The 22051-nt window shown below is 66.4% G+C and carries 15 protein-coding genes and 1 tRNA gene; 9 read left to right on the top strand and 7 right to left on the bottom strand.

The genetic code is table 11. The features are described 5' to 3' along the window. Nucleotides 1-10 precede the first annotated feature (10 nt). From K9B35_RS02880 to K9B35_RS02865, 4 genes are read right to left on the bottom strand one after another with little or no spacing between them, the layout of a single operon-like run. Nucleotides 11-919, bottom strand: coding sequence for a hydroxypyruvate isomerase family protein (locus K9B35_RS02880; protein WP_224920291.1), 909 nt, complete (start codon nt 917-919; stop codon nt 11-13). Beyond that, nucleotides 916-2217 carry an MFS transporter gene (locus tag K9B35_RS02875; RefSeq protein WP_224920290.1) on the bottom strand — a complete coding sequence of 434 codons (1302 nt, stop codon included), beginning with the start codon at nt 2215-2217 and terminating at the stop codon, nt 916-918. The genes K9B35_RS02880 and K9B35_RS02875 overlap by 4 nt, the downstream gene beginning before the upstream one ends. 22 nt (nt 2218-2239) lie before the next feature. Further along, nucleotides 2240-3283 carry a sugar phosphate isomerase/epimerase family protein gene (locus K9B35_RS02870; protein ID WP_224920289.1) on the bottom strand — a complete coding sequence of 348 codons (1044 nt, stop codon included), beginning with the start codon at nt 3281-3283 and terminating at the stop codon, nt 2240-2242. 22 nt (nt 3284-3305) lie between these two features. Then, nucleotides 3306-3608: a c-type cytochrome gene (locus tag K9B35_RS02865; RefSeq protein ID WP_224920288.1), complete on the bottom strand. Its 303-nt coding sequence runs from the start codon at nt 3606-3608 to the stop codon at nt 3306-3308. Between the two features lie 217 nt (nt 3609-3825). Between K9B35_RS02865 and K9B35_RS02860 the strand changes: the two genes are divergently transcribed. The 4 genes from K9B35_RS02860 to K9B35_RS02845 all read left to right on the top strand — a co-directional run bounded on the left by K9B35_RS02860 (nt 3826) and on the right by K9B35_RS02845 (nt 10352). Next, a complete protein-coding gene (locus K9B35_RS02860; protein WP_224920287.1) occupies nt 3826-4992 on the top strand; it encodes a Gfo/Idh/MocA family protein in 1167 nt (388 codons plus the stop codon). A 170-nt stretch (nt 4993-5162) separates the two neighbouring features. Then, a complete protein-coding gene (locus K9B35_RS02855; protein WP_224920286.1) occupies nt 5163-6014 on the top strand; it encodes a DUF1080 domain-containing protein in 852 nt (283 codons plus the stop codon). Between the two features lie 121 nt (nt 6015-6135). Further along, entirely contained in the window at nt 6136-8877 is a 2742-nt protein-coding gene (locus tag K9B35_RS02850) for a PAS domain-containing methyl-accepting chemotaxis protein (protein WP_224920285.1), read from the top strand. A 26-nt stretch (nt 8878-8903) separates the two neighbouring features. Continuing rightward, the gene (locus tag K9B35_RS02845) at nt 8904-10352 is read left to right on the top strand and encodes a chemotaxis protein CheW (RefSeq protein WP_224920284.1); all 1449 of its coding nucleotides are present in this window, start codon (nt 8904-8906) and stop codon (nt 10350-10352) included. 6 nt (nt 10353-10358) lie between these two features. On the opposite strand, the gene K9B35_RS02840 is transcribed toward K9B35_RS02845, so the two are convergent. Next, the gene (locus K9B35_RS02840; protein ID WP_224920283.1) at nt 10359-10832 is read right to left on the bottom strand and encodes an Lrp/AsnC family transcriptional regulator; all 474 of its coding nucleotides are present in this window, start codon (nt 10830-10832) and stop codon (nt 10359-10361) included. 94 nt (nt 10833-10926) lie between these two features. Here K9B35_RS02840 and putA point away from each other — a divergent pair, with 94 nt between their 5' ends. Beyond that, complete coding sequence (gene putA / locus K9B35_RS02835) at nt 10927-14526, top strand: trifunctional transcriptional regulator/proline dehydrogenase/L-glutamate gamma-semialdehyde dehydrogenase (RefSeq protein WP_224920282.1); 3600 nt, start codon at nt 10927-10929, stop codon at nt 14524-14526. Here the strand turns inward: putA and K9B35_RS02830 are convergent. Continuing rightward, nucleotides 14523-16301, bottom strand: coding sequence for an acyltransferase family protein (locus tag K9B35_RS02830; protein WP_224920281.1), 1779 nt, complete (start codon nt 16299-16301; stop codon nt 14523-14525). The genes putA and K9B35_RS02830 overlap by 4 nt on opposite strands. A 149-nt stretch (nt 16302-16450) precedes the next feature. Here K9B35_RS02830 and K9B35_RS02825 point away from each other — a divergent pair, with 149 nt between their 5' ends. Beyond that, nucleotides 16451-17668, top strand: coding sequence for an NAD(P)/FAD-dependent oxidoreductase (locus K9B35_RS02825; RefSeq protein WP_224920280.1), 1218 nt, complete (start codon nt 16451-16453; stop codon nt 17666-17668). A 150-nt stretch (nt 17669-17818) separates the two neighbouring features. Continuing rightward, nucleotides 17819-19444: a phytoene desaturase family protein gene (gene crtI, locus K9B35_RS02820; RefSeq protein WP_224920279.1), complete on the top strand. Its 1626-nt coding sequence runs from the start codon at nt 17819-17821 to the stop codon at nt 19442-19444. A 135-nt stretch (nt 19445-19579) separates the two neighbouring features. Here the strand turns inward: crtI and K9B35_RS02815 are convergent. Further along, a tRNA-Cys gene (locus K9B35_RS02815) sits at nt 19580-19653 on the bottom strand. Between the two features lie 163 nt (nt 19654-19816). On the opposite strand from K9B35_RS02815, the gene K9B35_RS02810 reads away from it, so the two are divergent. After that, nucleotides 19817-20479, top strand: a complete 663-nt coding sequence (locus tag K9B35_RS02810) for a protein-L-isoaspartate O-methyltransferase family protein (protein ID WP_224920278.1) — start codon at nt 19817-19819, stop codon at nt 20477-20479. Between the two features lie 14 nt (nt 20480-20493). Next, nucleotides 20494-21996 carry a TolC family outer membrane protein gene (locus K9B35_RS02805; protein ID WP_224920500.1) on the top strand — a complete coding sequence of 501 codons (1503 nt, stop codon included), beginning with the start codon at nt 20494-20496 and terminating at the stop codon, nt 21994-21996. The last annotated feature ends 55 nt before the right edge of the window (nt 21997-22051 follow it).

The following is a 22051-nucleotide window of genomic DNA, read 5'->3' as shown; positions in this document are numbered from 1 at the left end:
CGCTTCCCCTTCATGCCGCGTCGATCGCGCGATAGGCGGCGAGCAGGCGCTCCTCGCCCGCGCGACCCTCGATCGAATTGCCGTGTTCCATGCCGATCACGCCGGCGAACTGCTTTGCGCGCAGCCACCGTACGACATTGCGATAGTTGATCTCGCCGGTGCCCGGCTCCTTGCGGCCCGGATTGTCGCCGAACTGGAGATAGGCGATCTCACTCCAGCAACTGTCCATCGTGCGGATCAGATGCCCGGCCTGGATCTGCTCGTGATACAGGTCGGCGAGCAGCTTCACCGCCGGGCTGTCTACGCCCCGCGCGACGGCATAGGCCTGCGGCACCGTCTGCAAAAACACGCCCGGATGATCGACGATCGTGTTGAGCGGCTCCATCACCATCACCAGCCCGTGCGGCGCGACGATGTCGGCGGCGCGCCGCATCGTGTCGATCACCCGGCCGGTCTGGATGTCGAGCGGCACCCTGGGGTCGAGAAAGCCCGGGACCACTGTCATCCACTTTGCGTTGAGGCGCTTGGCGACGGCGATCGACGCGCGGATATCGGCGAGAAACGCGGTGCGGTCGCCATCGTCATTGGCGCCGAGCACCGGTCGCGACTGCGCCCATTTGGGCATCGAGGCGACGAACACACCCATCGTCATGCCGCGCTGCTGCAGCGCCCGGGCCATCGCGACCTGTTCTTCGACCGGCCGACCCGCGGCCTCATTATCCTCCCACGCGGTAAAGCCCTGATCGGCGGCATAGGCGATCTGCTCCAGCCGGCTGCCCCGGCTCTTGAATGAGCCTTCATGCGGCGCGAAGCCGAGCGAAAAGCGCGGCGCGTTCGATCTGGCCACGACGGGCGCCATCGCCACCGCTCCCGCAGCAGCAGCGCCGGTCGCCAGAACGGAGCGCCGCGTGATCTTCACGCCGCCTCACCCGCCAGCGCCGCGCGCGACTTGCCCCGCTCGCGCATCCAGATGAATCCGAACACCACCAGCAGGATCACCGGCATGATCGCCAGTTTCTGGAACGACACCGACGCCGCCGCATCCTCCACCGCCAGCTTGGCCGCACCGGTCAGCGCGGCGAACGCCTCCGGCCCGCCGGCGAACTCGATCTTCGCCTGATCGAACATCGCCCCGAGCCGCGGCAGCACGAAGAAACTGGCGAGCGCGCCCGCCGATCCGACCAGCCCCATCGCCCACGCCCCGCCGCGCGGATAGCGTTCGGCGACCGAGGCGAGCATCGTCGGCCACATCACGCACACGCCCAGCCCCCACACCGTCGCGGCGAGGATCGCGGTGACCGGCGACTGCGCCTGCGACAGCATGAACAGTCCGATCCCTGCGAGCAGGCTCGACACCCATAGCAGGCCGGGGTTCGAGATCGTGTTCGCCAGCCGCCCTGCGAAGTGGCGGAACACGAACATCAGCGCATTGACGTACACCAGCAGCAGGATGCCGCGCATGCCGACGCGGTTGGACAGGGCCACATCGATCCACTGTCCGGGCGCCAGTTCGGACGCGGCGGTCAGGAACATCGCGCCGAACCAGATGAAGAAGCTCGGGCGGCGAAACACCTCGCCGATCATCTGGCCAAAGCTCACGCCGGTTTCGCTGCGCAGCGGTGGCGGGAACTGGGTGGTCGCCGCAACCACGATCGTCGCGGCCGCCGGGATCATCACCAGCGCCATGATCCCCTGCCACGGCAGGGTTGCCGAGAGGAAGAAGCCAGCGAGGCCGCCGATGATGATGCCGCCCGGAAACCAGGCGTGGAGCACGTTGAGCCGGTGGGTGGCGTCATCGGGATACAGCTGCGTCGTCAGCGGGTTGATCGCCGCTTCGGTCAGGCCCCAGCCGATCCCGCTCAGCAGCATCCCGACCCAGACGATCGTGTACACGCTCATGCCGGTCGCGAGATGGCCTGCACTGACGATCAGCAGCGGGCCAGCGAAGAAGCAAAGACCCGCCGCGACCAGACACCGCTTCATGCCGATCTGGTCGAGAAACGCGCTGGCCACGAATAGCGTGATCGCGAAGCTGAGGAACGCGGCGCCCAGCGCGGCGGCGAGCAATTCGCCCGCCTGCAACGGCGCGATCGGATCGATCCACTCGCTCTTGAGCCCGCTCGCGATCGCCCCGCGAATGGCCAGCCCCGCGGCTGCGGTGAACAGCGCGAGGATGCCCAGCCAGAACAGCCGCCCCTTGTTGAATGTCTCGGCCATCGCCGCTCCCCCCTTTTTGTAGTTATGTCAGCCCGAGCATCGCGCGGTTGAGGCCCGGATCGCTGCCCCCGGCGAAATCGTCGAATGCCTTGTCGGCCTTGCGGATCATGTGCGCAGCGATGAACGGTGCGCCTTCGCGCGCGCCGTCCTCCGGATGTTTGAGGCAGCATTCCCATTCGAGCACTGCCCAGCCGGCATATCCGTACTGGGTGAGCTTCGAGAAGATTCCGCCAAAATCGACCTGCCCGTCGCCCAGCGAACGGAAGCGGCCGGGGCGATCCACCCAGTCCTGGAACCCACCATAAACGCCCGAGCGCCCGTTCGGATTGAGCTCGGCGTCCTTGACGTGGAACATCCGGATCCGCTCGTGATAGATGTCGATGAAGCTCAGATAATCGAGCGCCTGCAGCACATAATGGCTGGGATCGTAGAGAATGTTCGCGCGCGGATGGTTGTCCACGCCGGCCAGGAATCGCTCGAAGGTCACACCGTCGTGCAAGTCTTCGCCGGGATGGATTTCGTAGGCGACATCGACGCCCTGTTCGTCGAATGCATCGAGGATCGGCCGCCACCGCTTCGCCAGCTCGCCAAAGGCTTCCTCGACCAGCCCAGCCGGCCGCTGCGGCCACGGATAGAGATAGGGCCAGGCGAGCGCACCGGAAAAGGTCGCGTGCGCGTTCAGGCCCAGCCGCCGGCTTGCCTTGGCGGCGAGGTGAAGCTGCTCGACCGCCCACGCCTGACGCGCGGACGGCCTACCCTTCAGCGCATCGGGCGCAAACGCATCGAACGCCACGTCATAGGCCGGGTGCACCGCAACCAGCTGGCCCTGGAGATGCGTCGAAAGCTCGGTGATCTCGACCCCCGCCTCGCGACACGTGCCCGCCAGTTCGTCGCAATAATCCTGGCTCTCGGCGGCCAGCGCCAGATCGATGCAGCGGCTGTCCCAGGTCGGTATCTGCACCCCGACATAGCCGGCCTCCGCCATCCACCGCGCGGCGGAGGGCAGCGTGTCGAACGGCGCAGCATCGCCCATGAACTGTGCGAGGAAAACCGCCGGACCCTTCATGACACCCCTCCGCAGACTGGATCTATTTCGTTTCGGCCTTGAGATACGCGATCAGCGCGGCGCGGCGCGCCGGATCCCCCACCTTCATCACCATGCGCGTGCCGGGCACTCTCGTGGTGGGCGCGGCGAGATACTGGTCGAGCGTCTTCGCGTCCCACACGATGCCGGACGCCTTGAGCGCGGGGCTATAGTTGAACCCCGGCGCCGATCCGGCCTTCCGACCGAACAGCTTGTTGAGATTGGGCCCCATCACGCTTTTCCCGCCTGGGGTAAGCGTATGGCAGGCGCGACACGCGGCGAAGGCTTGGGCGCCCTGATTCTGCATGGGGCTTGCCCCGACGCCGGGCGCTGGCGCCGTTAGCGCTACCACGCCGAGAAGTGCTGCCGCGAAGGGCAGTGCGATGAGAGCTTTCACTAACCCCTCCGATTGTGCCAACCTTCAGGCTGACATCGTTGACAGCATCTAAGCGGATGCCGGCGCGCAGCGCAAGCCTGCCTGTCGGGACCCAGCGGATTTACAGATTAGGAGAGGGGCAATGGAGATGCGCGCGCACCAACGGATACGCTACGGCATGGTCGGCGGCGGCGAAGGCGCGTTCATCGGCGGGGTGCATCGCATGGCGGCGGCGCTCGACGGCGACTATGCGGTGGTGTGCGGCGCGTTGAGCAGCGATGCCGAGCGCGGGCAGCGCAGCGGCGCGGCGTTGGGCCTCGATCCGGCACGCACCTATCCCACGCTTGAAGCCATGCTCGCGGGTGAAAACGCGCTGCCGGAGGGCGAGCGGATGGAGGTGGTGTCGATCGTCACGCCCAACCATCTCCACGCCCCGGCAGCGATCGCCGCGCTCGACGCCGGTTTCCACGTGATCTCCGACAAGCCGATGGCGCTGGACCTCGCCGAATCGCGCGCGATCGCGGCGGCGGTGGAGCGCAGCGGCAGGCTCTATGGCCTGACCTTCACCTATAGCGGCTATCCGCTGGTCGAGGAGGCACGGGTGCGGGTGGCGCGGGGCGATTTCGGCGCGATCCGGCTGGTGCAGGTCGAATATTCGCAAGGCTGGCTGAGCGCGCCGCTGGACCGCGACGGCAACAAGCAGGCGGAGTGGCGCACCGATCCGGCGCGCGCAGGCCTTGGCGGTTGCCTGGGCGACATCGGCACCCACGCCTTCCATTTGGCCGAGCACGTCTCGGGTCTCGCCGTCGAGCAACTCAGCGCCGATCTGACCACGCATGTCCCCGGTCGCCGCCTCGACGATGACGTCGCGGCGCTGCTGCGGCTGGAAGGCGGCGCGCGCGGCGTGTTGAAGGCGAGCCAGATCGCGGCGGGCGACGAAAACGGGCTACGCCTGCGCATCCATGGCGAAAAGGGCGGGCTGGACTGGTCGCAGATGGAGCCCAACACGCTCACCCTGCGCTGGCTCGACCGCCCGGCCGAAATCGTCCGCGCGGGCGGAGCCGGCCTTGCCCCGTCGACCATCGCAATGCTGCGGACGCCGGCGGGGCATCCGGAGGGCTATGTCGAGGCGTTCGCCAACCTTTATCGCAGTTTCGGGCGGGCGGTCCGTGGCGATGCCACCGCGGCTGCGATGCGCGGAGCTGCGAACTGGTTCCCGGGCGTCAGCGATGGCCTTCGCACCATGGCCTTTGTCGAGGCCATGATCGAAAACAGCGCTGGCCCAGAGAAATGGACGCGTCTTGTGCGGACGTGAACGACGCAGCGTCGATGCGAACATCCGGATGATGCCTGGCGAATGAGGGGAAAGTAATCGTGGGACCGAAAACGACTATCGTGACCCTTGCCCTGCTCTGCGGTGCGTACGTCCAGACCCCAGCGCCCGCAAGCGCACCTGACGCGCCGTCGCTGGATCGGGCCCGTGCGTTGAGCGCCGGCCGCGCCGCCACGCCGCAGCAATTGCGACTTGTCGATGTGCCAACCCCGACCGGCCCGGCGCGGAGCCTGTTCAACGGCCGCGATCTCAGCGACTGGGACAGCTGGCTTGGCTACCCCGATCCGGCGGTCACCTATCGCGACGATCCCGGCCTGTCGCCGATTGGCACCAGCCGCGACAGGAGCGGCGATTTCGCAGTGCGCATGATCGACGGCGCGCCGGCAATCTGGATCAAGGGCGAAACCTGGGGCAGCCTGGTCCATCGCGAAGACCTGCGCGACTATCATCTGCGCCTGGAGTTCAAATGGGGCGAAAAGACCTACGCACCCCGTGAATCACTGCCGCAGAACAACGGGCTGCTCTACCATACGCATGGAGAACCGGGCACGGTGTTCGGCACCTGGTCGCCCTCGATGGAGTTCGAGATCATGCGCGGCTCGACGGGCATGCTGGTCGCCGTCGGCAAGGATGTGCGTGGTCGCACTACGGTCGCCCATGATGCAAGCCTGATCGCGCCGCACCTGCGCTTCCAGGTCGGAGGGCAAGAGGTCGACATCGTCAACGGCACCCCGACCTGGAACGTCGAGACGGCGCGGGATGTGGAACTGCCAATCGGACAGTGGAACACGCTTGACCTGTACGTGGTTGGCGACCGCGCAGTGCATGTCGTGAACGGGGTGCCGGTGGCGCAGGTACGGGATATGGCGACCATAGCGCCGGACAATTCGCGCCGACCGCTGACGCATGGCCGGATCCAGCTTCAGTCGGAAGGCGCCGAGACGTGGTTCCGGAACATCACCGTCGAACCGATCGCCAGCATTCCCCGGATCGTCGCCGACTAGCAGAACCGAAAGCCGGGCTTTTTGAGCGACGGTGGGCTCCATATTTTCCCTCCGCCCGGCGACCTCCCGGGCTGCTCGCTGCCTACAAGGGGATGAAACGAGAGGGGAAAGCGCCTTGAATATGCCGTTTCAGTTTCCCGAGACTGGCGACTTCGGAACCTCGACCGAACTGCAGATGGTCTTGACCTTCGATGCGTCGGGGGTGCTTTGCGACGCGCAGGATGCTGGCGTTGGCCTGATGGCGGGGGAGCATCGCGACAGCTTCGATCAACTGTTCGGGGCCGCCGGCGCGGCGGCGTGGGAGGCGGTCGCAAGCGGCGCGCGCGACGCAGCCTTTGTCACTTCCACCTTGACCAGCGCGGACGGCGCACCGCTGCGTATCGCCGGATTACTGTCCGCCCTTCCCGAACCGGCGATCGGGTTCAGCGTCACCGGATCGATCCTGCCCGAGCACCCCGCCGAATCCCTGCTCCAGCATCGCTTCGCGGCGCTAAATCACGCACTGGCGATCAGCCAGTATTCGCCAGACGGGCAGCTTCGTGACGGCAATGATCGTTTCTTCGCGCTGGTCGCCCGGTCGCGCGACGCGCTGGTCGGCAAGCCGTTCGATGCATTCTGGAACGCCGATGACCGCGACCCGGCATTCTGGCCGTCGATCGTGCAGGGACAGCATCGCGAGGTGTTGCGTCGCCATTGCCGCGACGACGGAAGTTCGGTCTGGCTGCGTGAGGTGTTCGTACCCACGCTTGGCGACGATGGCGCGCCGATCTCGGTGCTCAGCTATGCGCTCGACGTCACTGCGAACGAGCGCGAGAAACTCAACGATCGCGGCAAGGTCCATGCGATCGATCGCGCATTCGCGCTGATCGAGTTCGACCTGATGGGCAAGGTCATCTCCGCCAACGATAACTTCCTGGCCCTGATGGGCTACACGCGCGACGAGGTGGTCGGGCAGAATCACAGCATGTTCTGTGACAAGGAGTTCGCCACCAGCCCCGCCTATCGCCAGTTCTGGAAGAAGCTGGGCCGCGGCGAGTTTGATCAGGGCGAATATCGTCGGCTGCGCAAAGGCGGCGCGGATGTGTGGATCCAGGCCAGCTACAACCCGATCCTCGGGCTGGATGGCGAGCCGGAACGCATCATCAAGGTCGCGATGGATGTGACCAGCCAGCGGCTCGATACGCTGGAATTCTCGGGCCGGTCGGCCGCGATCGACCGCGCGTCGGCGGTCATCGAATTCGATATGTCGGGCAAAGTGCTCGATGCCAACGACAATTTCCTGCGCGTCATGGGATACACGCGCGAGGACATCGTCGGCCAGTCGCACAAAATGTTCTGTGAGCCGGCCTATGTCGCCTCGCCGGAATATTCGGAACTGTGGAGCAAATTGCGGGCGGGTGACTATGTCACCGACACGTTCAAGCGGCTGGGCCGCGGTGAGCGCGAGGTATGGATCCGGGCGACCTACAACCCGATCCTCGACCTCGATGGCAGGCCGCGCAAGGTGGTCAAGTTCGCCGAGGACATCACCGAGCAGAAGCGCCGCGACGCCGAGTTCGAAGGGCGCGCCCGCGCGATCGATCGCGCCCAGGGCGTGATCGAGTTCGCGATGGACGGCACGATCCTCAATGCCAACGATAATTTCCTGAAGCTCACCGGCTATACGCTGGACGAGATCAAGGATCGCCACCACCGCATCTTCTGTGATCCGGAAACCTCACAGTCGGACGCCTATGGCACGTTCTGGGCGAAGCTTGGGCGCGGCGAATATGACGCGGGCCAGTACAAACGCCTCACCAAGGACGGTACCGATATCTGGATTCAGGCGACCTATAACCCGATTTTTGGGCTCGACGGCAAGCCCATCAAGGTCGTGAAGTTCGCGCTCGACGTCACCCAGCAGAAGCTCGCGGCAATGGAGTTTCAGGCCAAGGTCGATGCGATGGATCGGTCGCAGGCTGTGGTGGAGTTCGATCTGGACGGCAACATCCTGCGCGCGAACGAAAACTTCCTGCGCGTCACCGGATACTCCGGGCGCGAGATCATCGGCCAGCATCATTCGACGCTCTGTTCGGCCGATCATATCCGCAGTGTCGATTATCGCGATTTCTGGCTCAGCCTCAATCGCGGGGAGGTTCAGGCCGGGCGGTTCCACCGGGTCGGCAAATATGATCGCGATATCTGGATCCTCGCGACCTACAATCCGGTGTTCGACACGCGCGGACGCCCGGTCCGCGTGATCAAATACGCATCCGACATCACCGAGCAGGTCGAGCTGGAGCAGCGGATCGCGGGGTGTTCGTCGGCGATGAGCGCCGAAGTCGAGACGCTTGCATCATCGATCCGATCGATCGCCGATGCGACCCAGACCGCGACCCGCCTCGCCGAACGGACGCGCGGTGGTGCTCAGGTCGGCAGCGGATCGCTGAGCAATGCGCTCGAGGCGATCCAGCTGATCCAGAAGTCGGCGTCCGGCATTTCGGAGATCGTCGCAACGATCGGTGAACTGGCCGGCCAGACCAATCTGCTGGCGTTCAATGCCGAGATTGAGGCGGCGCGTGCCGGTGAAAACGGGATCGGCTTCTCGATCGTCGCTGGGGAGGTGCGCAAGCTCGCCGAGCGGAGTGCGATCGCGGCGCGCGACATCAGTCGCCTGATCGACGAAAGCCAGCAGCGCATCGCCGCCGGGTCGGAATCGTCGCGCAACGCGAATGACGCCTTCACCCAGATCGTCGAATCGGTGATCCAGACCGGGGAGTCGATCGACGGGATCGCAAGCCTGACGACCTCGCAAAGCGCCGCGTCGCAGCGGGTGGTCGACCTGATCCGCGAATTGTCCAACGCGACCAGCCGCGCGGCCTGACGGTGGCGGCGCGATGGGGCCGGCCCGTGACCGGGCGCCAGAGCGGCAGCGGTCGCGCGCGGTCACGCCCCGCAGCGGTGGCCGCAGGGGCCTATGGCATCGTCGAAATCGGCGGTCTGCTGCATGCCATTCCGCTCGATTTCGTGCGCGAGGTCACGCCGCGACCGCTGGCGCTGCTGCCCTTCCCATCGCCGCGGGCGGATGTGATCGGCGCGATGCAGTTGCGCGGCGCGATCGTCCCGGTGCTCGACGCCGCACAGACGCTTGGCTTGGCGGAAGCGCGAGCGGCCGGGCAGGTGCTTATTGTCCGGATGGGCAGTGGAATTGCCGGGATCACGGTCGAGCGGGTCCATGGCGTGTGGCCGATCGAGGCTTCGCAGATCACGCCGTTCGGCAGGTCGAGTACGGACGACGGCGAACCGGAGGTCATCGTCGCCGGCTTCACGTATGGCGATCGGCAGGGCGTGATCCTCGACCCTGCCGCACTGGCGCAGCGCCAATCGATCCCCGTGGCCGCCGATCGCGGTGAAGCACGGGCGGCGGTGACGCGCGGCCACCCCGCGATCCTGTTCCGCGCGGGCGGAATGAAGCTGGGGATCGACGCCCGCGCCGTGGTCGCGACGGTGCCCGACAGCGCGGTCGAGCCGGGCCCGCTCGCTGCGTCGCTGTGGTACGGGTTCGTGCGGCATGTCGGAACGCGGGTGCCACTGCTCGACACGCTCGGCCTGTTGGGCGTTGGCGCCTATCCGCGCGATGCCCGCGCGGGATCGATCATACTCAGGCTCGACACCGGCGCAGCGGTCGCGCTGCGCATCGACGCGGTGGAGGACATGGTCCGGCTCGACGATGCGGCGATCGGCGCGATGGGGGCGATGACGGGGATGAACCGCAAGCTCTTTCGGGGGCTGTACAAGGGCGATGGCGAGAGTCTGATCCTCGACGCGGCGGCGCTGCAGGCAGACCCCGGACTCATCGAGGTCGGCAAGCTTGAAACGACGCACGACACCACCGGGGCGATCGGCGAGGGCGGAGCGCGCAAACCCTATCTGAAGTTCGTGCTGTCGGATCGGGTGTTTGCGGCGCCGCTCGAACAGGTCGAGGAGATCATCCGCACCCCCGACCGGCTCGTGCGTACGGCGGATGCGGGCGACGGCAATCTTGGCCTGATCGCGCACCGTGGCGGGGCGGTTCCGCTGCTCGACATCCGCGACCGACTCGGCCTGACCGGAGCGGGCGAGGGCAGGTTCGTGATCCTGACCATGCAGCACGGGGCCATGGCGGCGATCCTGGTCGATCGGCTCGATTCGGTCGAGCGGCTGCCGGTGCAGTCGCTGAGCGCCAAGCCGCCGGGCGAAGAACTCGACCTGCTAAGGAACACCATCGTTACCGGCGGGGCCGCGTGTCCGGTACTTGATCTGCGCGCGATGGCGGCGCACGGCGCGGCGCGTGCGGGCGCCGGCCCGATCGCCGCCTGACCGGGGCTATCCCCCGGCGTCCCGGATCGTCTCCATCGCAACAAAGGTCGATGTGCTCGCGACATGGGGAAGGCTGGAGATGCGCTCGCCCAGCACTTCGCGGTAGCGGCGGATGTCGGCGGTGCGGACCTTGAGCAGATAGTCGAAGCTGCTGGCGATCATGTGGCATTCCTCGACCTCCGGGATTTTGAGGACGGCCTGTCGGAACGCTTCCAGCGCATCCTCGCGCGTGTCGGACAGCTTGACCTCGGTGAAGGCGATATGGTCGAGGCCGAGGCGCGCGGGGTCGACGATGGCGCGGAAGCCGCGGATGACGCCGCTGGCGAGCAGGCGTTTGACGCGTACCTGACACGGGGTCTTCGACAGGCCGACGCGGGCGGCGAGGTCGGTGATCGAGATGCGGCCATCGACGCGGAGGATTTCGACGATCTTGCGGTCGAACGGGTCGAGATCGCTATGTTCGAGGGTGTGGGCGCGCATTTCGTCTGCCAATCCGTCAAAATGAAGGCGAAATGCCAAGCATAGCGCGTCTCAAAAGTCCATCTGCCTTGCCGCTCTTTGATAGGATAGTGGGATGACCCAGCCCTTCGCAGACTTCGCTCCGCCCGTCCGCCCTGCCACCCCGCTGCGCGCGGCGATCACCGCCGCCTATCGCCGGCCGGAGCCTGAATGCCTCGCCCCGCTGATCGAAGCAGCGACGCTGCCGGGCGACGTGCGGGAAGCGGCGAAGGCGACCGTGACTGGCCTGATCGCCGCGCTGCGCGCCAAGCATAAGGGCACCGGGGTCGAGGGGCTGGTGCAGGAATATGCGTTGTCGAGTCAGGAGGGCGTGGCGCTGATGTGCCTGGCCGAAGCACTGCTGCGCATCCCTGATGCGGCGACCCGCGACGCGCTGATCCGCGACAAGATTTCGGACGGCGATTGGAAGAGCCATATCGGCGACGGGCGGTCACTGTTCGTCAATGCCGCAACCTGGGGGCTGGTGGTTACCGGCAAGCTGACCGGCAGCGTCAATGATGCCGGACTCGCCGCCGCGCTGACGCGCCTGATCGCGCGCGCGGGTGAGCCGGTGATCCGGCGCGGCGTCGATATGGCGATGCGGATGATGGGCGAGCAGTTCGTGACCGGCGAGACGATCGCCGAGGCGCTGAAGCGCGCGCGGCCGCTGGAGGCGCGCGGCTTCCAGTACAGCTATGACATGCTGGGCGAAGCGGCGACGACGATGGCCGATGCCGATCGCTATTTTCGCGATTACGAAACTGCGGTGAACGCGATCGGTGCGGCGTCGGCGGGACGCGGTGTCGTCGGCGGGCCGGGGATCTCGATCAAGCTGTCGGCGCTGCACCCGCGCTATGCCCGTGCGCAGGCCGGGCGGGTGATGGCGGAGTTGCTGCCGCGGGTGAAGGCGCTGGCGGTGCTGGCCAGGTCGCATGACATCGGGTTCAATATCGATGCCGAGGAGGCCGACCGGCTCGAACTGTCGCTCGACCTGCTCGAAAGCCTGGCGCTCGATCCCGATCTGGCCGGCTGGGACGGGTTGGGGTTCGTGGTGCAGGCCTATGGCAAGCGCTGCCCGTTCGTGATCGACTGGATCATCGATCTCGCGCAGCGCGCGGGGCGGCGGATCATGGTGCGGCTGGTCAAGGGCGCGTACTGGGACGCGGAGATCAAGCGGGCTCAGGTCGATGGGCTGGCCGACTTCCCGGTCTATACGCGCAAGGTGCATACGGATGTCGCGTACATCGCCTGCGCGAAGAAGCTGCTCGCGGCGAAGGCGCATGTCTTCCCGCAATTCGCGACGCATAATGCGCAGTCGCTGGCGACGATCTACCAGCTTGCCGGGCCGGACTTCGCGATCGGGGATTATGAGTTCCAGTGCCTGCACGGCATGGGCGAGCCGCTGTATGACGAGGTGGTCGGAAGCGACAAGCTGGACCGCCCGTGCCGCATCTATGCGCCGGTTGGGACGCACGAGACGTTGCTCGCTTATCTCGTTCGGCGCCTGCTCGAGAACGGCGCGAATTCGAGCTTCGTCAACCGCATCGCCAATCCGGAAGTGTCGATCGCCGAGCTGGTGACCGATCCGGTCGAAATGGTGACCGCGATGGATGCGCCGGGAAGCAAGCACCCGATCATCGCGCTGCCCCGCGAACTGTATGGCGCGCGCGTCAATTCGGCGGGCATCGACCTGTCGGACGAGACCGCGCTGGCCGCGCTTGGCGCTGCGCTGCGGGAGAGCGCGGAGATTGGCTGGTTGGCACAGCCTGCCAGCGGTGAGGGCAAGTCACGCCCCGTCGCCAACCCCGCCGATGCGCTCGACATCGTCGGGACGGTGGTCGAGATGAGCGAAGCGGCTGCGGCGCAGGCGGTGGAAACCGCTCAGGCTGTCGCAGCGGATTGGGCTGCCGTACCGGTGGCCGAGCGCGCCGCCTGCCTCGACCGTGCGGCCGACCTGATGGACTCGCGGATGCAGCTGTTGATGGGGCTGATCATGCGTGAGGCGGGCAAGTCCGCGCCCAACGCAATTGCCGAGGTGCGCGAGGCCTTGGATTTCCTGCGCTATTATGCGCAGCAGGCGCGCGCGACGCTGGGTGCCGCGCACATGCCGCTGGGGCCGGTGACGTGCATCAGCCCGTGGAATTTCCCGCTCGCGATCTTCATCGGGCAGGTTGCGGCGGCGCTGGTGACGGGCAACCCGGTCCTCGCGAAACCTGCCGAGGAAACCCCGCTGATTGCCGCGCAGGGCATCGCACTGCTCCACGCGGCGGGGATTCCGGCCGATGTCGTTCAGCTGGTTCCCGGCGATGGCCAGATCGGCGCGGCGCTGGTCGGCGCAGCGGGAACGCAGGGGGTGATGTTCACCGGGTCGACCGAGGTCGCGCGGATCATCCAGCGGCAGCTTGCCACGCGCCTTGCCAGCGACGACACTCCCATCCCGTTCATTGCCGAAACCGGCGGGCAGAATGCGATGATCGTCGACAGCTCGGCGCTGGCCGAACAGGTGGTCGCGGATGTCATCGCCTCGGCGTTCGACAGCGCGGGGCAGCGGTGTTCAGCGCTGCGCGTGCTGTGCCTGCAGGAGGATGTGGCGGACCGCATCCTGACGATGCTGCGCGGGGCATTGCACGAGCTGTCGATTGGCCGCACCGACCGACTCTCGACCGATATCGGTCCGGTGATCAGTGCCGAGGCGCAGATCAACATCAACAGCCATATCGAGAAGATGCGCCGGCTGGGCCGCCGGGTCGAGCAGATCGAACTCGCGGGTGAGACGGGGCAGGGGACGTTCGTCCCCCCGACGATCATCGAGATCGACGCGATCGCCGACGTACAGCGCGAGGTGTTCGGCCCGGTGCTGCACGTCATGCGCTACCAGCGCCGCGATCTCGACCGGGTGATCGATGCGATCAACGCCACCGGCTATGGCCTGACCTTTGGCCTGCACACGCGGCTGGATGAGACGGTCGAGCATGTCACCCAGCGGGTCGAGGCGGGTAATCTCTACATCAACCGCAACATCATCGGTGCGGTGGTCGGGGTGCAGCCGTTCGGCGGGCGCGGGCTTTCGGGCACCGGGCCGAAGGCAGGCGGGCCGCTGTATCTGGGCCGGCTGGTCAAGGCGGCGACGGTGCCGGCGGACCTGGCGTCTTCCGCGTCCGATCCGGCGTTGCGCGACTTTGCGCTATGGCTGGGCGAGGACGGAGCAGCGGCGCGCGATGCGGGTGAGGCGTCGCTGCTTGGCGCGCAGGTCGAGTTGCCGGGGCCGGTGGGGGAGACCAACCTGTACACCATCCACCCGCGCGGGCGGGTGCTGCTGCTGGCGCAGACGCGTGAGGGTCTGATCGCTCAGCTGTGCGCGGTACTGGCGACGGGCAACCGCGCGGTGATCGGCAATGCGGCGTTGCGCGCGGAGCTGAGCGGAGCGCCGGAGCGTGTCCTGCAGCGGATCGACTGGGTGGCGGACTGGCGCGCGGCTGGGCCCTATAGCGGTGCGCTGATCGAAGGCGACGCTTCGACGCGGCTGGCGGCGCTGGGCGAGATCGCCGGACTGCCCGGGCCGATTCTGCTGGCACAGGCGGGGACGCCGCGGCTCGACTGGCTGGTGGAGGAGGTTTCGACCTCGATCAACACCACCGCGGCTGGCGGCAATGCCAGCCTGATGGCCATGGCTTAACGCGCAAGGATCGGCTGCCAGACAGGATCGTCCAGGATCTCCTGCGCGAAGAACTGCGCGCCCGCCTGGGTCAGGTGTATGCGGTCGGCGGACAGGATACGCCCCTGCGCGTCGAATATCGGAAGGCCGCCATGCCGCCGCTGCATGATCCCGAGCAGGTCGACATAATGGTCCGGCGGGACCAGCGCGGCATAGCCGGCGTTTGCCGCGACGGTTTCGGGCAGCAGCGCGGCGCGGACGCTGGGCCGCTGCGATGCGGGCACGCGCAGCGAGGCATTGAGGTTGTAGCCGAAATGCTTGGGGCCGATCAGCAGCCAGGCCTTGCCCGCGAGGACCGCGTCGCGATCGGCGGCGGAAGTCTTGCAGCGGACTGGCGCGGAGGTCGATGCGACGAACAGGACCACCTCCGCATCCGCGATCAACTGGAGGGCGGCGCCGGTCGTCCGGTGCAGCGTGCAGAGATGGGCGTCGGTGCGATAGGCGATTTCATATTCGTCGAAGCGGTTGCTCTCGACCAGCATGTTGACCATGTCGCGCGCCATGCTGTTGCCGACGACGAGCAGATTGGGTCGCGCCGGATCGTCGAACCGGTCCTTCTGAAAGCGGAAGGCCGAGTTATTGTATGCGGCGTAGTCGCCCGCATCGAGGCCCATGCCATGCGCGCGATGCGGTAGTCCTGACGTGATCGACAAAGCGAGGCCGGCGGCACCGGTCAGCGCGGTCGCGGTGATGCCGAGCGTGAGGAAGGGGCGCAGCGGCCATCTTCCCGAATTGCGAAACGGCTGTTCGATCCAGCGCCAGCTTGCGTAGCCGATGATCAGTGTGGCGAGGGTCAGGGCCGCCATCAGCGCGGGGCTCGGCGGGGTCACGCTCGCCGCCCGCGCGAATGCGAACAGCGGCTGATGCCACAGATAGATGCTGTAGCTGGCAAGCCCGACCAGCACGAGCGGTCCCCAGCCGAGCGCGCGCTGTGCCAGCCCGCCAGCGGAGCCGTGGCGAAGGATCAGTGCGGTCCCGACGCAGGGCAGCAGCGCGCGCCAGCCGGGATAGGGCGCGGTTTCGTCGATCAACAGCATCGCGCCGACGATCATCGCTAACCCGGTTAGCGCGAGCATGCGTGCCACCCGCTCGGGCTGGGGCGTGCGGGGCGTGCACCATGCCGTCAGTGCGCCTAGGAGCAATTCCCATGCACGCGTGTGGATGAGGTAGAAGGACGCATCCGGATAGCGCGCGGACAATGTGACGCTGAGCAGGAAGCTAATCACGATCCCGCCCGCCAGCATCGGTGCGAACAGCGCTGGCCGCCGCCGCAGGACCAGCAGCGCGAGCAGTGGGTAGGCGATGTAGAATTGCTCCTCTACCCCGAGGCTCCAGGTGTGGAGCAGCGGTTTGAAGGTCGCGGCGAGATCCCAATAGCCGCTGGTCAGCGTCAGCAGCACATTGTTGGCGAAGAACAAGGTCGCGACCGCGCTCTGGCCGAGATTTTCGTAATCGTCGGGGAGCAGCAGCCAATAGCCGGCGATCAGCGACAGCGCGACGACCGGGACCAGCGCGGGCAGGATGCGGCGTGCGCGGCGCTCATAGAAATGCGCGAGCGTGAAGCTGCCGTCCGCCACGCCATCGGTGATGATCCGGGAGATCAGGAAGCCGCTGATCACGAAGAAGACATCGACCCCGACGAACCCGCCGGGCAGCGCGGCGAGCCCGGCATGGTGCAGCACCACGCCCAGCACAGCCACGGCGCGCAGCCCGTCAATGTCGTTTCTGCGCTCCATCGGGATCCCGGCTGCGTGGCTGTTCGAAGGTCGCTCAATGGCCCGGCGCTGTGGCAGCGCGCAAGTCCGGCTTCGCGGCCCCTCAACTGCTTTGTGTTGGCCATCGCCGCTGCCGCTGCTAGCCGCACTGCAAAATACGGGAGCGGAAGATGCACTTCGATATCGTGATCGTGGGCGCGGGGCATGGCGGGGCACAGGCGGCGATCGCGCTGCGCCAGGCCAAGTTCGAGGGGACGATCGCGATGATCGGCGACGAACCCGAGCTGCCCTATGAACGCCCGCCGCTGTCGAAGGAGTATTTCTCCGGCGAGAAGGTGTTCGAGCGCATCCTGATCCGCCCCGCCGCCTTCTGGGCCGAACGTAACGTCGAGATGCTGCTGAACCGGCGCGTGGTTGGGGTCGATCCGGTCGCGCACAGCCTGACTACTGCCGATGGCGCGACGATCGGCTATGGTCAGCTGATCTGGGCGACCGGGGGCAGCCCCCGCCGCATCGGGTGCGCGGGCAATGATCTGATCGGCGTGCATACCGTCCGCACCCGCGCCGATGCCGACCGGATGCTCGCCGAGCTGGACGGCGTCGAACAGGCGGTGGTGATCGGCGGCGGCTATATCGGGCTGGAGGCGGCGGCGGTGCTCTCCAAGTTCGGCAAGAAGGTCGTGCTGCTCGAAGCGCTCGACCGGGTGCTGGCGCGGGTCGCGGGGGAACCGCTGTCGCGCTTCTACGAGGCAGAGCATCGCGCGCATGGTGTCGCTGTGCGGCTGGGTGCGGCGGTCGAATGTATCGAGGGCGAGGGCCGGGTCAGCGGGGTCCGCATGAAGGACGGCGCGGTGATCCCGGCGCAGATGGTGATCGTCGGCATCGGCATCGTCCCCGCAGTCGAACCGCTGATGGCGGCGGGGGCAGAGGGCGGCAATGGCGTTGCGGTGGACCATCAGTGCCGCACTTCGCTGCCCGACATCTTCGCGATTGGCGACTGCGCGCTGCATGCCAACCGTTTCGCCGACGACATGCCGATCCGGCTCGAATCGGTGCAGAACGCCAATGATCAGGCGACACTGGTGGCCAAGACGATCATGGGGCAGGAATTGGCCTATGATGCGGTGCCATGGTTCTGGTCGAACCAATATGATTTGAAGCTCCAGACCGTCGGGCTGTCGACCGGGCACGACGCCGCGATCCTGCGTGGCGATCCGGCCAATCGCAGCTTTTCGGTCGTGTATCTGAAAGAGGGCCGGGTGATCGCGCTCGATTGCGTCAACGCGACCAAGGACTTTGTGCAGGGCCGCAAGCTCGTGGTGGAGCGGCTCTCGCCCGACCCGGCGGCGCTCGCCGATACCGGCGTACTGCTCAAGGAGCTCGCCTGAAACGCGGCGTGGCGCGCGCTGACCGATAATGAGGGTGCGGGGTCGTTTTAGTGCCGTGAAATAGCCAGATGGCACAAGGTCCATCTCGGCTGCGCGTCTTGCACCCGGTAGTGCATCCGCGCCGCTCCCTGCAGAAAAGACGCTATTTTCATGACTTCACGTACTGCGATCGTCATCGGCTCGGGTATCGGCGGGATTGCCTGCGCGATCCGGCTGCAAAGCCTTGGATTTGACACACAGATCGTCGAGCAACTCGATGATGTCGGCGGGCGTGCCTATGTTCGCCGCGCGGAAGGCTTCACCTTTGACATGGGGCCGACGGTGCTGACGGTGCCGCACTTCATCGAAGAGCTATTTTCGCTCGAGCGGAACAGGGCGATGCTGAACGCGCCCGACTTCCCCGAAGATGTGCTGGACGAGCGTCAGCGAGTCACATCCGGTATCAGTGGTGGCCCCAACACCAGCCGATATCTGGATATCGTGCCCGTCTTGCCATTCTACCGCATCTATTTCGACGACGGCAGCTTCTTTGACTATGACGCCGATCCGGTGAACGTCCGCGCACAGATTGCGCGCCTCGCGCCCGAGGATCTCGAAGGCTATGAGCGCTTTCACGAGGCCGCGCGGGCGATTTTCAAACGTGGCTTTCTCGAGTTAGGCTACACCTATTTCGGCAGCCTCGGGTCGATGCTGGGCGTCGTGCCCGATCTGTTGAAGCTCGGCGCGGTGCAGCCGCTGTTTTCGCTCGTGAGCAAATATTTCAAAAGCGACAAGATGCGGCAGGTGTTCAGCTTCGAACCGCTGCTGATCGGCGGCAATCCGCTCAAGGTTCCGGCGATCTATGCGATGATCCACTTCGTGGAAAAGACTTGGGGGGTGCATTTCGCGATGGGCGGGACCGGGGCCTTGGTGAACGCACTGGTCCGCAAGTTCGAGGAACTGGGCGGGACGGTCCGGCTTGGTGCCGAAGTCGCCCGGATCGATATTGAAAAACAGGGACGCAAGCGCGTTGCGACCGGCGTGACGCTGGCGTCTGGCGAACGGCTGGCGGCTGATCTGGTGATCTCCAATGCGGATTATGCCACGACCTATCTGAAGTTGATCGACAAAGCATATCGGCGAATCAATCGCGATGCGGTGGTCAGGTTCCGCAAGCAAAGCATGTCGCTGATGGTGATCTATTTCGGTTACGCCATTCGCGATGGCGACCCCGATTTGCGCCACCATAATATCATTCTCGGGCCCCGCTATGAGGAACTGTTGACCGACATTTTCGAGCGCAAGATCCTCGCTGAAGATTTCTCGCAGTATCTGCATATTCCAACGCTTACCGATCCTAGCCTCGCACCGGCCGGCCACCACGCCGCCTACACGCTGATCCCCGTGCCCAACACGCTGGGCGACATCGACTGGGATTCGGTCGGCGAGGGTTTTGCCGACAAGGTCATGCACTTTCTGGAAGCGCGCGGTTACATTCCGAACCTGGCAGAACGGCTGGTCTATCGCAGCTATGTAACGCCCAACTATTTTGAGCAGGTTCTCGGCGCCTATGCCGGCAACGGGTTCGGTGTCGAACCGCGCCTGACGCAAACTGCCTTCTTTAGGCCGCACAATCGCAGCGAGGACATCACGAACCTGTATCTTGTGGGCCAGGGGACCCAGCCCGGCGGCGGAACCCCGTCGGTCATGATGTCGGCGAAAATGACCGCCCGCGAAATTGCGCGCGATTTCGCGGTTGATCCGCGCATCGTTGAAGGCACGCCCGTGCCGGTGTGATGTACGTGCCTGTCATGCGAACGCTGCGGAGACCGGCCAGTCCGGGAGTGCCGGTCCAGTCGAAGACGTGAACCGTCCGCCGTGGCGCGAGCGTGGCGATCTGTGGGCCGCTTCACGGCGCGCGTCTGGCCGTGATGGAGGCCCGAGCCGGAATCGAACCGGCGTGCAAGGATTTGCAGTCCTCTGCGTAACCACTCCGCCATCGGGCCTCGACAGGGAGGGCGCGATTTGCGCGGGGGACGCGGCCATGTCAACCGCTGTTGCGAATTTTGCGGCGGACCTTGCTTGGCGCGGAGCGCGGCACGCGATACAAGCGCGCGAGCAAACAAGTGTATTGCATGACTATAACAGTTGTGCGAACAGGCTGGAGCGATGATGACGACGACCACCGAACCCCTGGGCCATCAGGCCGCCCGCGCTGCGATGGTGGCGAGCCAGCTGCGCACGAGCGGCGTGAGCGATTCCCGTGTCGTCGCCGCGATGGCAGAGGTTGCGCGCGAGGATTTCCTGCCCGAATCGCAGCGGACATTCGCCTATCGTGACCGCTCGCTGCCGCTCGGCAATGGCCGGATGCAGAATCCGCCACTCGCCACCGGCCTGCTGCTGACCGAAGCGCGGATCGCGGCGGGGGAGAAGATTCTCGTGATCGGCGCGGCTGGCGGGTACGCGGCTGCGATCGCGGCGCAGCTTGGTGTCAGCGTGACGATGGTCGAGCAGGATGCGGACCTCGCCGCGCTCGCCCGCACTGCGCTTGGCGATCGCGTGACACTGGTCGAGGGTCCGCTCAGCGCAGGTGCTCCCGAGGGTTCGCCGTATGACCTGATGCTGATCGATGGCGCGGTCGAGGAAATCCCGGACGTGCTCGCGGCCCAGCTGCGCGATGGCGGCCGCGTCGTGACCGGCCTGATCGACCGCGGCGTCACCCGCATTGCGTCGGGCGTCCGCACCGGCTCAGGCGTCGGCCTCGCCAGCATCGTCGATAGTGAAATTGCCCCCTTGCCCGGCTTCGCAAAGCCGCGCGGCTTCCAGTTCTGAGGAAAGCGAACGTGATGCGACTGAGCCTGATCCTTGCCGGCGTGAGTGCTGCTGGCCTGACGCTTCCCGCGCTGGCGCAAACCACGCCACCGGCGGCGCAGGCGCCTGCCGCGCAGCCGAACGAGACGCTGCGCGAGGCGATGGTCAAGGCGTATCGCACCAACCCGGACCTGACCGCCGAGCGCGCCAATTTGCGCGCGACCGATGAGAATGTGCCGATCGCGCGCTCGCGCGGTCTGCCCGGCGTGTCGTCCACGGGCGCGTATAACGAAAGCCTGTCGAACACCGATTCGAACGTGACATCGGTCCCGCGTCAAGGATCGCTCGGCCTTGACCTGAGCGTCCCGGTCTTCTCGGGCGGCTCGGTCCGCAATTCGGTGCGCGCTGCCGAAACCCGCGTCGAAGCGGGCCGCGCCGGGCTGCGCAGCGTCGAATCTGCGCTCTTCACCGATGTTGTCGCCGTCTACATGGACGTGATCCGCGACGAGGCGACGGTGCGGCTCAACCAGCAGAATGTCCGCGCGCTCGACGTCAATCTTCAGGCGACGCGCGACCGGTTCGAGGTCGGTGACCTGACCCGCACCGACGTCGCCCAGTCCGAAGCGCGGCTCGCGCTCGCCCAGAGCCAGTTGCAGGGTGCCGAAGCCCGGCTGATTTCGAGCCGCGAAAACTATATCCGCATCGTCGGCAGCGCGCCGGGCGCGCTTGCTCAGCCGCCGGCGCTGCCGGGCCTGCCCGCCAATCCGGATCAGGCGGTCGAGGTCGCGCTGGCCGACAATCCCGCGCTCGAAGGCGCGCGCAAGGCGCGTGAAGCGAGCGGCTTTGACGTTCGCGTCGCGCGCGCTGCTCGCCTGCCGACGGTGAGCGTCGGCGTGGGGGGCGATTATTACAACCGCTTCGGATCGGTCCCCGGGCCCGGCCGCAATGCCGGTCTTCAGAATGACGGATTTGCGACCTCGGCGGGCGTCAGCCTGAGCGTGCCGCTGTTCCAGGGCGGTCGCCCTGCGGCACAGGTCCGCCAGGCGCAGGCGCGCGAATCGGCATCGATCGAGCAGGTCACCGCGACCGAGCGCGGCGTGATCGCGCAGGCGCGTTCGGCCTATGCGGTCTATCAGTCGGCGCTGCGCGTGATCGAGAGCAGCCGCGTCGCGGTGCAGGCCAACCAGCTGAGCCTCGAGGGCGTCCGGGCCGAGAACAGCGTCGGCACGCGCACCATCCTCGACATCCTCAACGCCGAGCAGGAACTGCTCAACAGCCAGGTTCAGCTCGTGACGGCCGAGCGCGACGCCTATGTCGCGGGCTTTGCGGTGCTGGCGGCGATGGGGCGTGCGGAGGCGTCGGATCTGGGGCTTGACGGTGGTCCGCTCTATGATCCGGTCGCGAATTACGATCGCGTGCGGGGCAGCCTGTCCGACTGGCGCGACAATCCGGCCCCCGAAGCCGAAGCGACGCGAACGGTCAACACGCCGGCGCAGACCCCCAATGTCGTCGGCCCGGTCGATCCGCAGCCACGCTGAACTGTTGACAGAACCACTGTAAATCTCACAGGTGGCGGCGTCTGCGATTCCTGGT

The organism is Sphingomonas sp. R647, assembly GCF_020177055.1.
In the GTDB taxonomy this organism is placed as follows: Bacteria; Pseudomonadota; Alphaproteobacteria; order Sphingomonadales; family Sphingomonadaceae; genus Sphingomonas.
This window is presented reverse-complemented; position numbering and strand designations above follow the sequence as displayed.

Coding starts and splice junctions, on each gene's coding strand:
- K9B35_RS02875 (WP_224920290.1), bottom strand. CDS start 2,217: ATGGCCGAGACATTCAACAAGGGGCGGCTGTTCTGGCTGGGCATCCTC.
- K9B35_RS02870 (WP_224920289.1), bottom strand. CDS start 3,283: ATGAAGGGTCCGGCGGTTTTCCTCGCACAGTTCATGGGCGATGCTGCG.
- K9B35_RS02865 (WP_224920288.1), bottom strand. CDS start 3,608: ATGCAGAATCAGGGCGCCCAAGCCTTCGCCGCGTGTCGCGCCTGCCAT.
- K9B35_RS02860 (WP_224920287.1), top strand. CDS start 3,826: ATGCGCGCGCACCAACGGATACGCTACGGCATGGTCGGCGGCGGCGAA.
- K9B35_RS02850 (WP_224920285.1), top strand. CDS start 6,136: ATGCCGTTTCAGTTTCCCGAGACTGGCGACTTCGGAACCTCGACCGAA.
- K9B35_RS02840 (WP_224920283.1), bottom strand. CDS start 10,832: ATGCGCGCCCACACCCTCGAACATAGCGATCTCGACCCGTTCGACCGC.
- putA (WP_224920282.1), top strand. CDS start 10,927: ATGACCCAGCCCTTCGCAGACTTCGCTCCGCCCGTCCGCCCTGCCACC.
- K9B35_RS02830 (WP_224920281.1), bottom strand. CDS start 16,301: ATGGAGCGCAGAAACGACATTGACGGGCTGCGCGCCGTGGCTGTGCTG.
- K9B35_RS02825 (WP_224920280.1), top strand. CDS start 16,451: ATGCACTTCGATATCGTGATCGTGGGCGCGGGGCATGGCGGGGCACAG.
- crtI (WP_224920279.1), top strand. CDS start 17,819: ATGACTTCACGTACTGCGATCGTCATCGGCTCGGGTATCGGCGGGATT.
- K9B35_RS02810 (WP_224920278.1), top strand. CDS start 19,817: ATGATGACGACGACCACCGAACCCCTGGGCCATCAGGCCGCCCGCGCT.
- K9B35_RS02805 (WP_224920500.1), top strand. CDS start 20,494: ATGCGACTGAGCCTGATCCTTGCCGGCGTGAGTGCTGCTGGCCTGACG.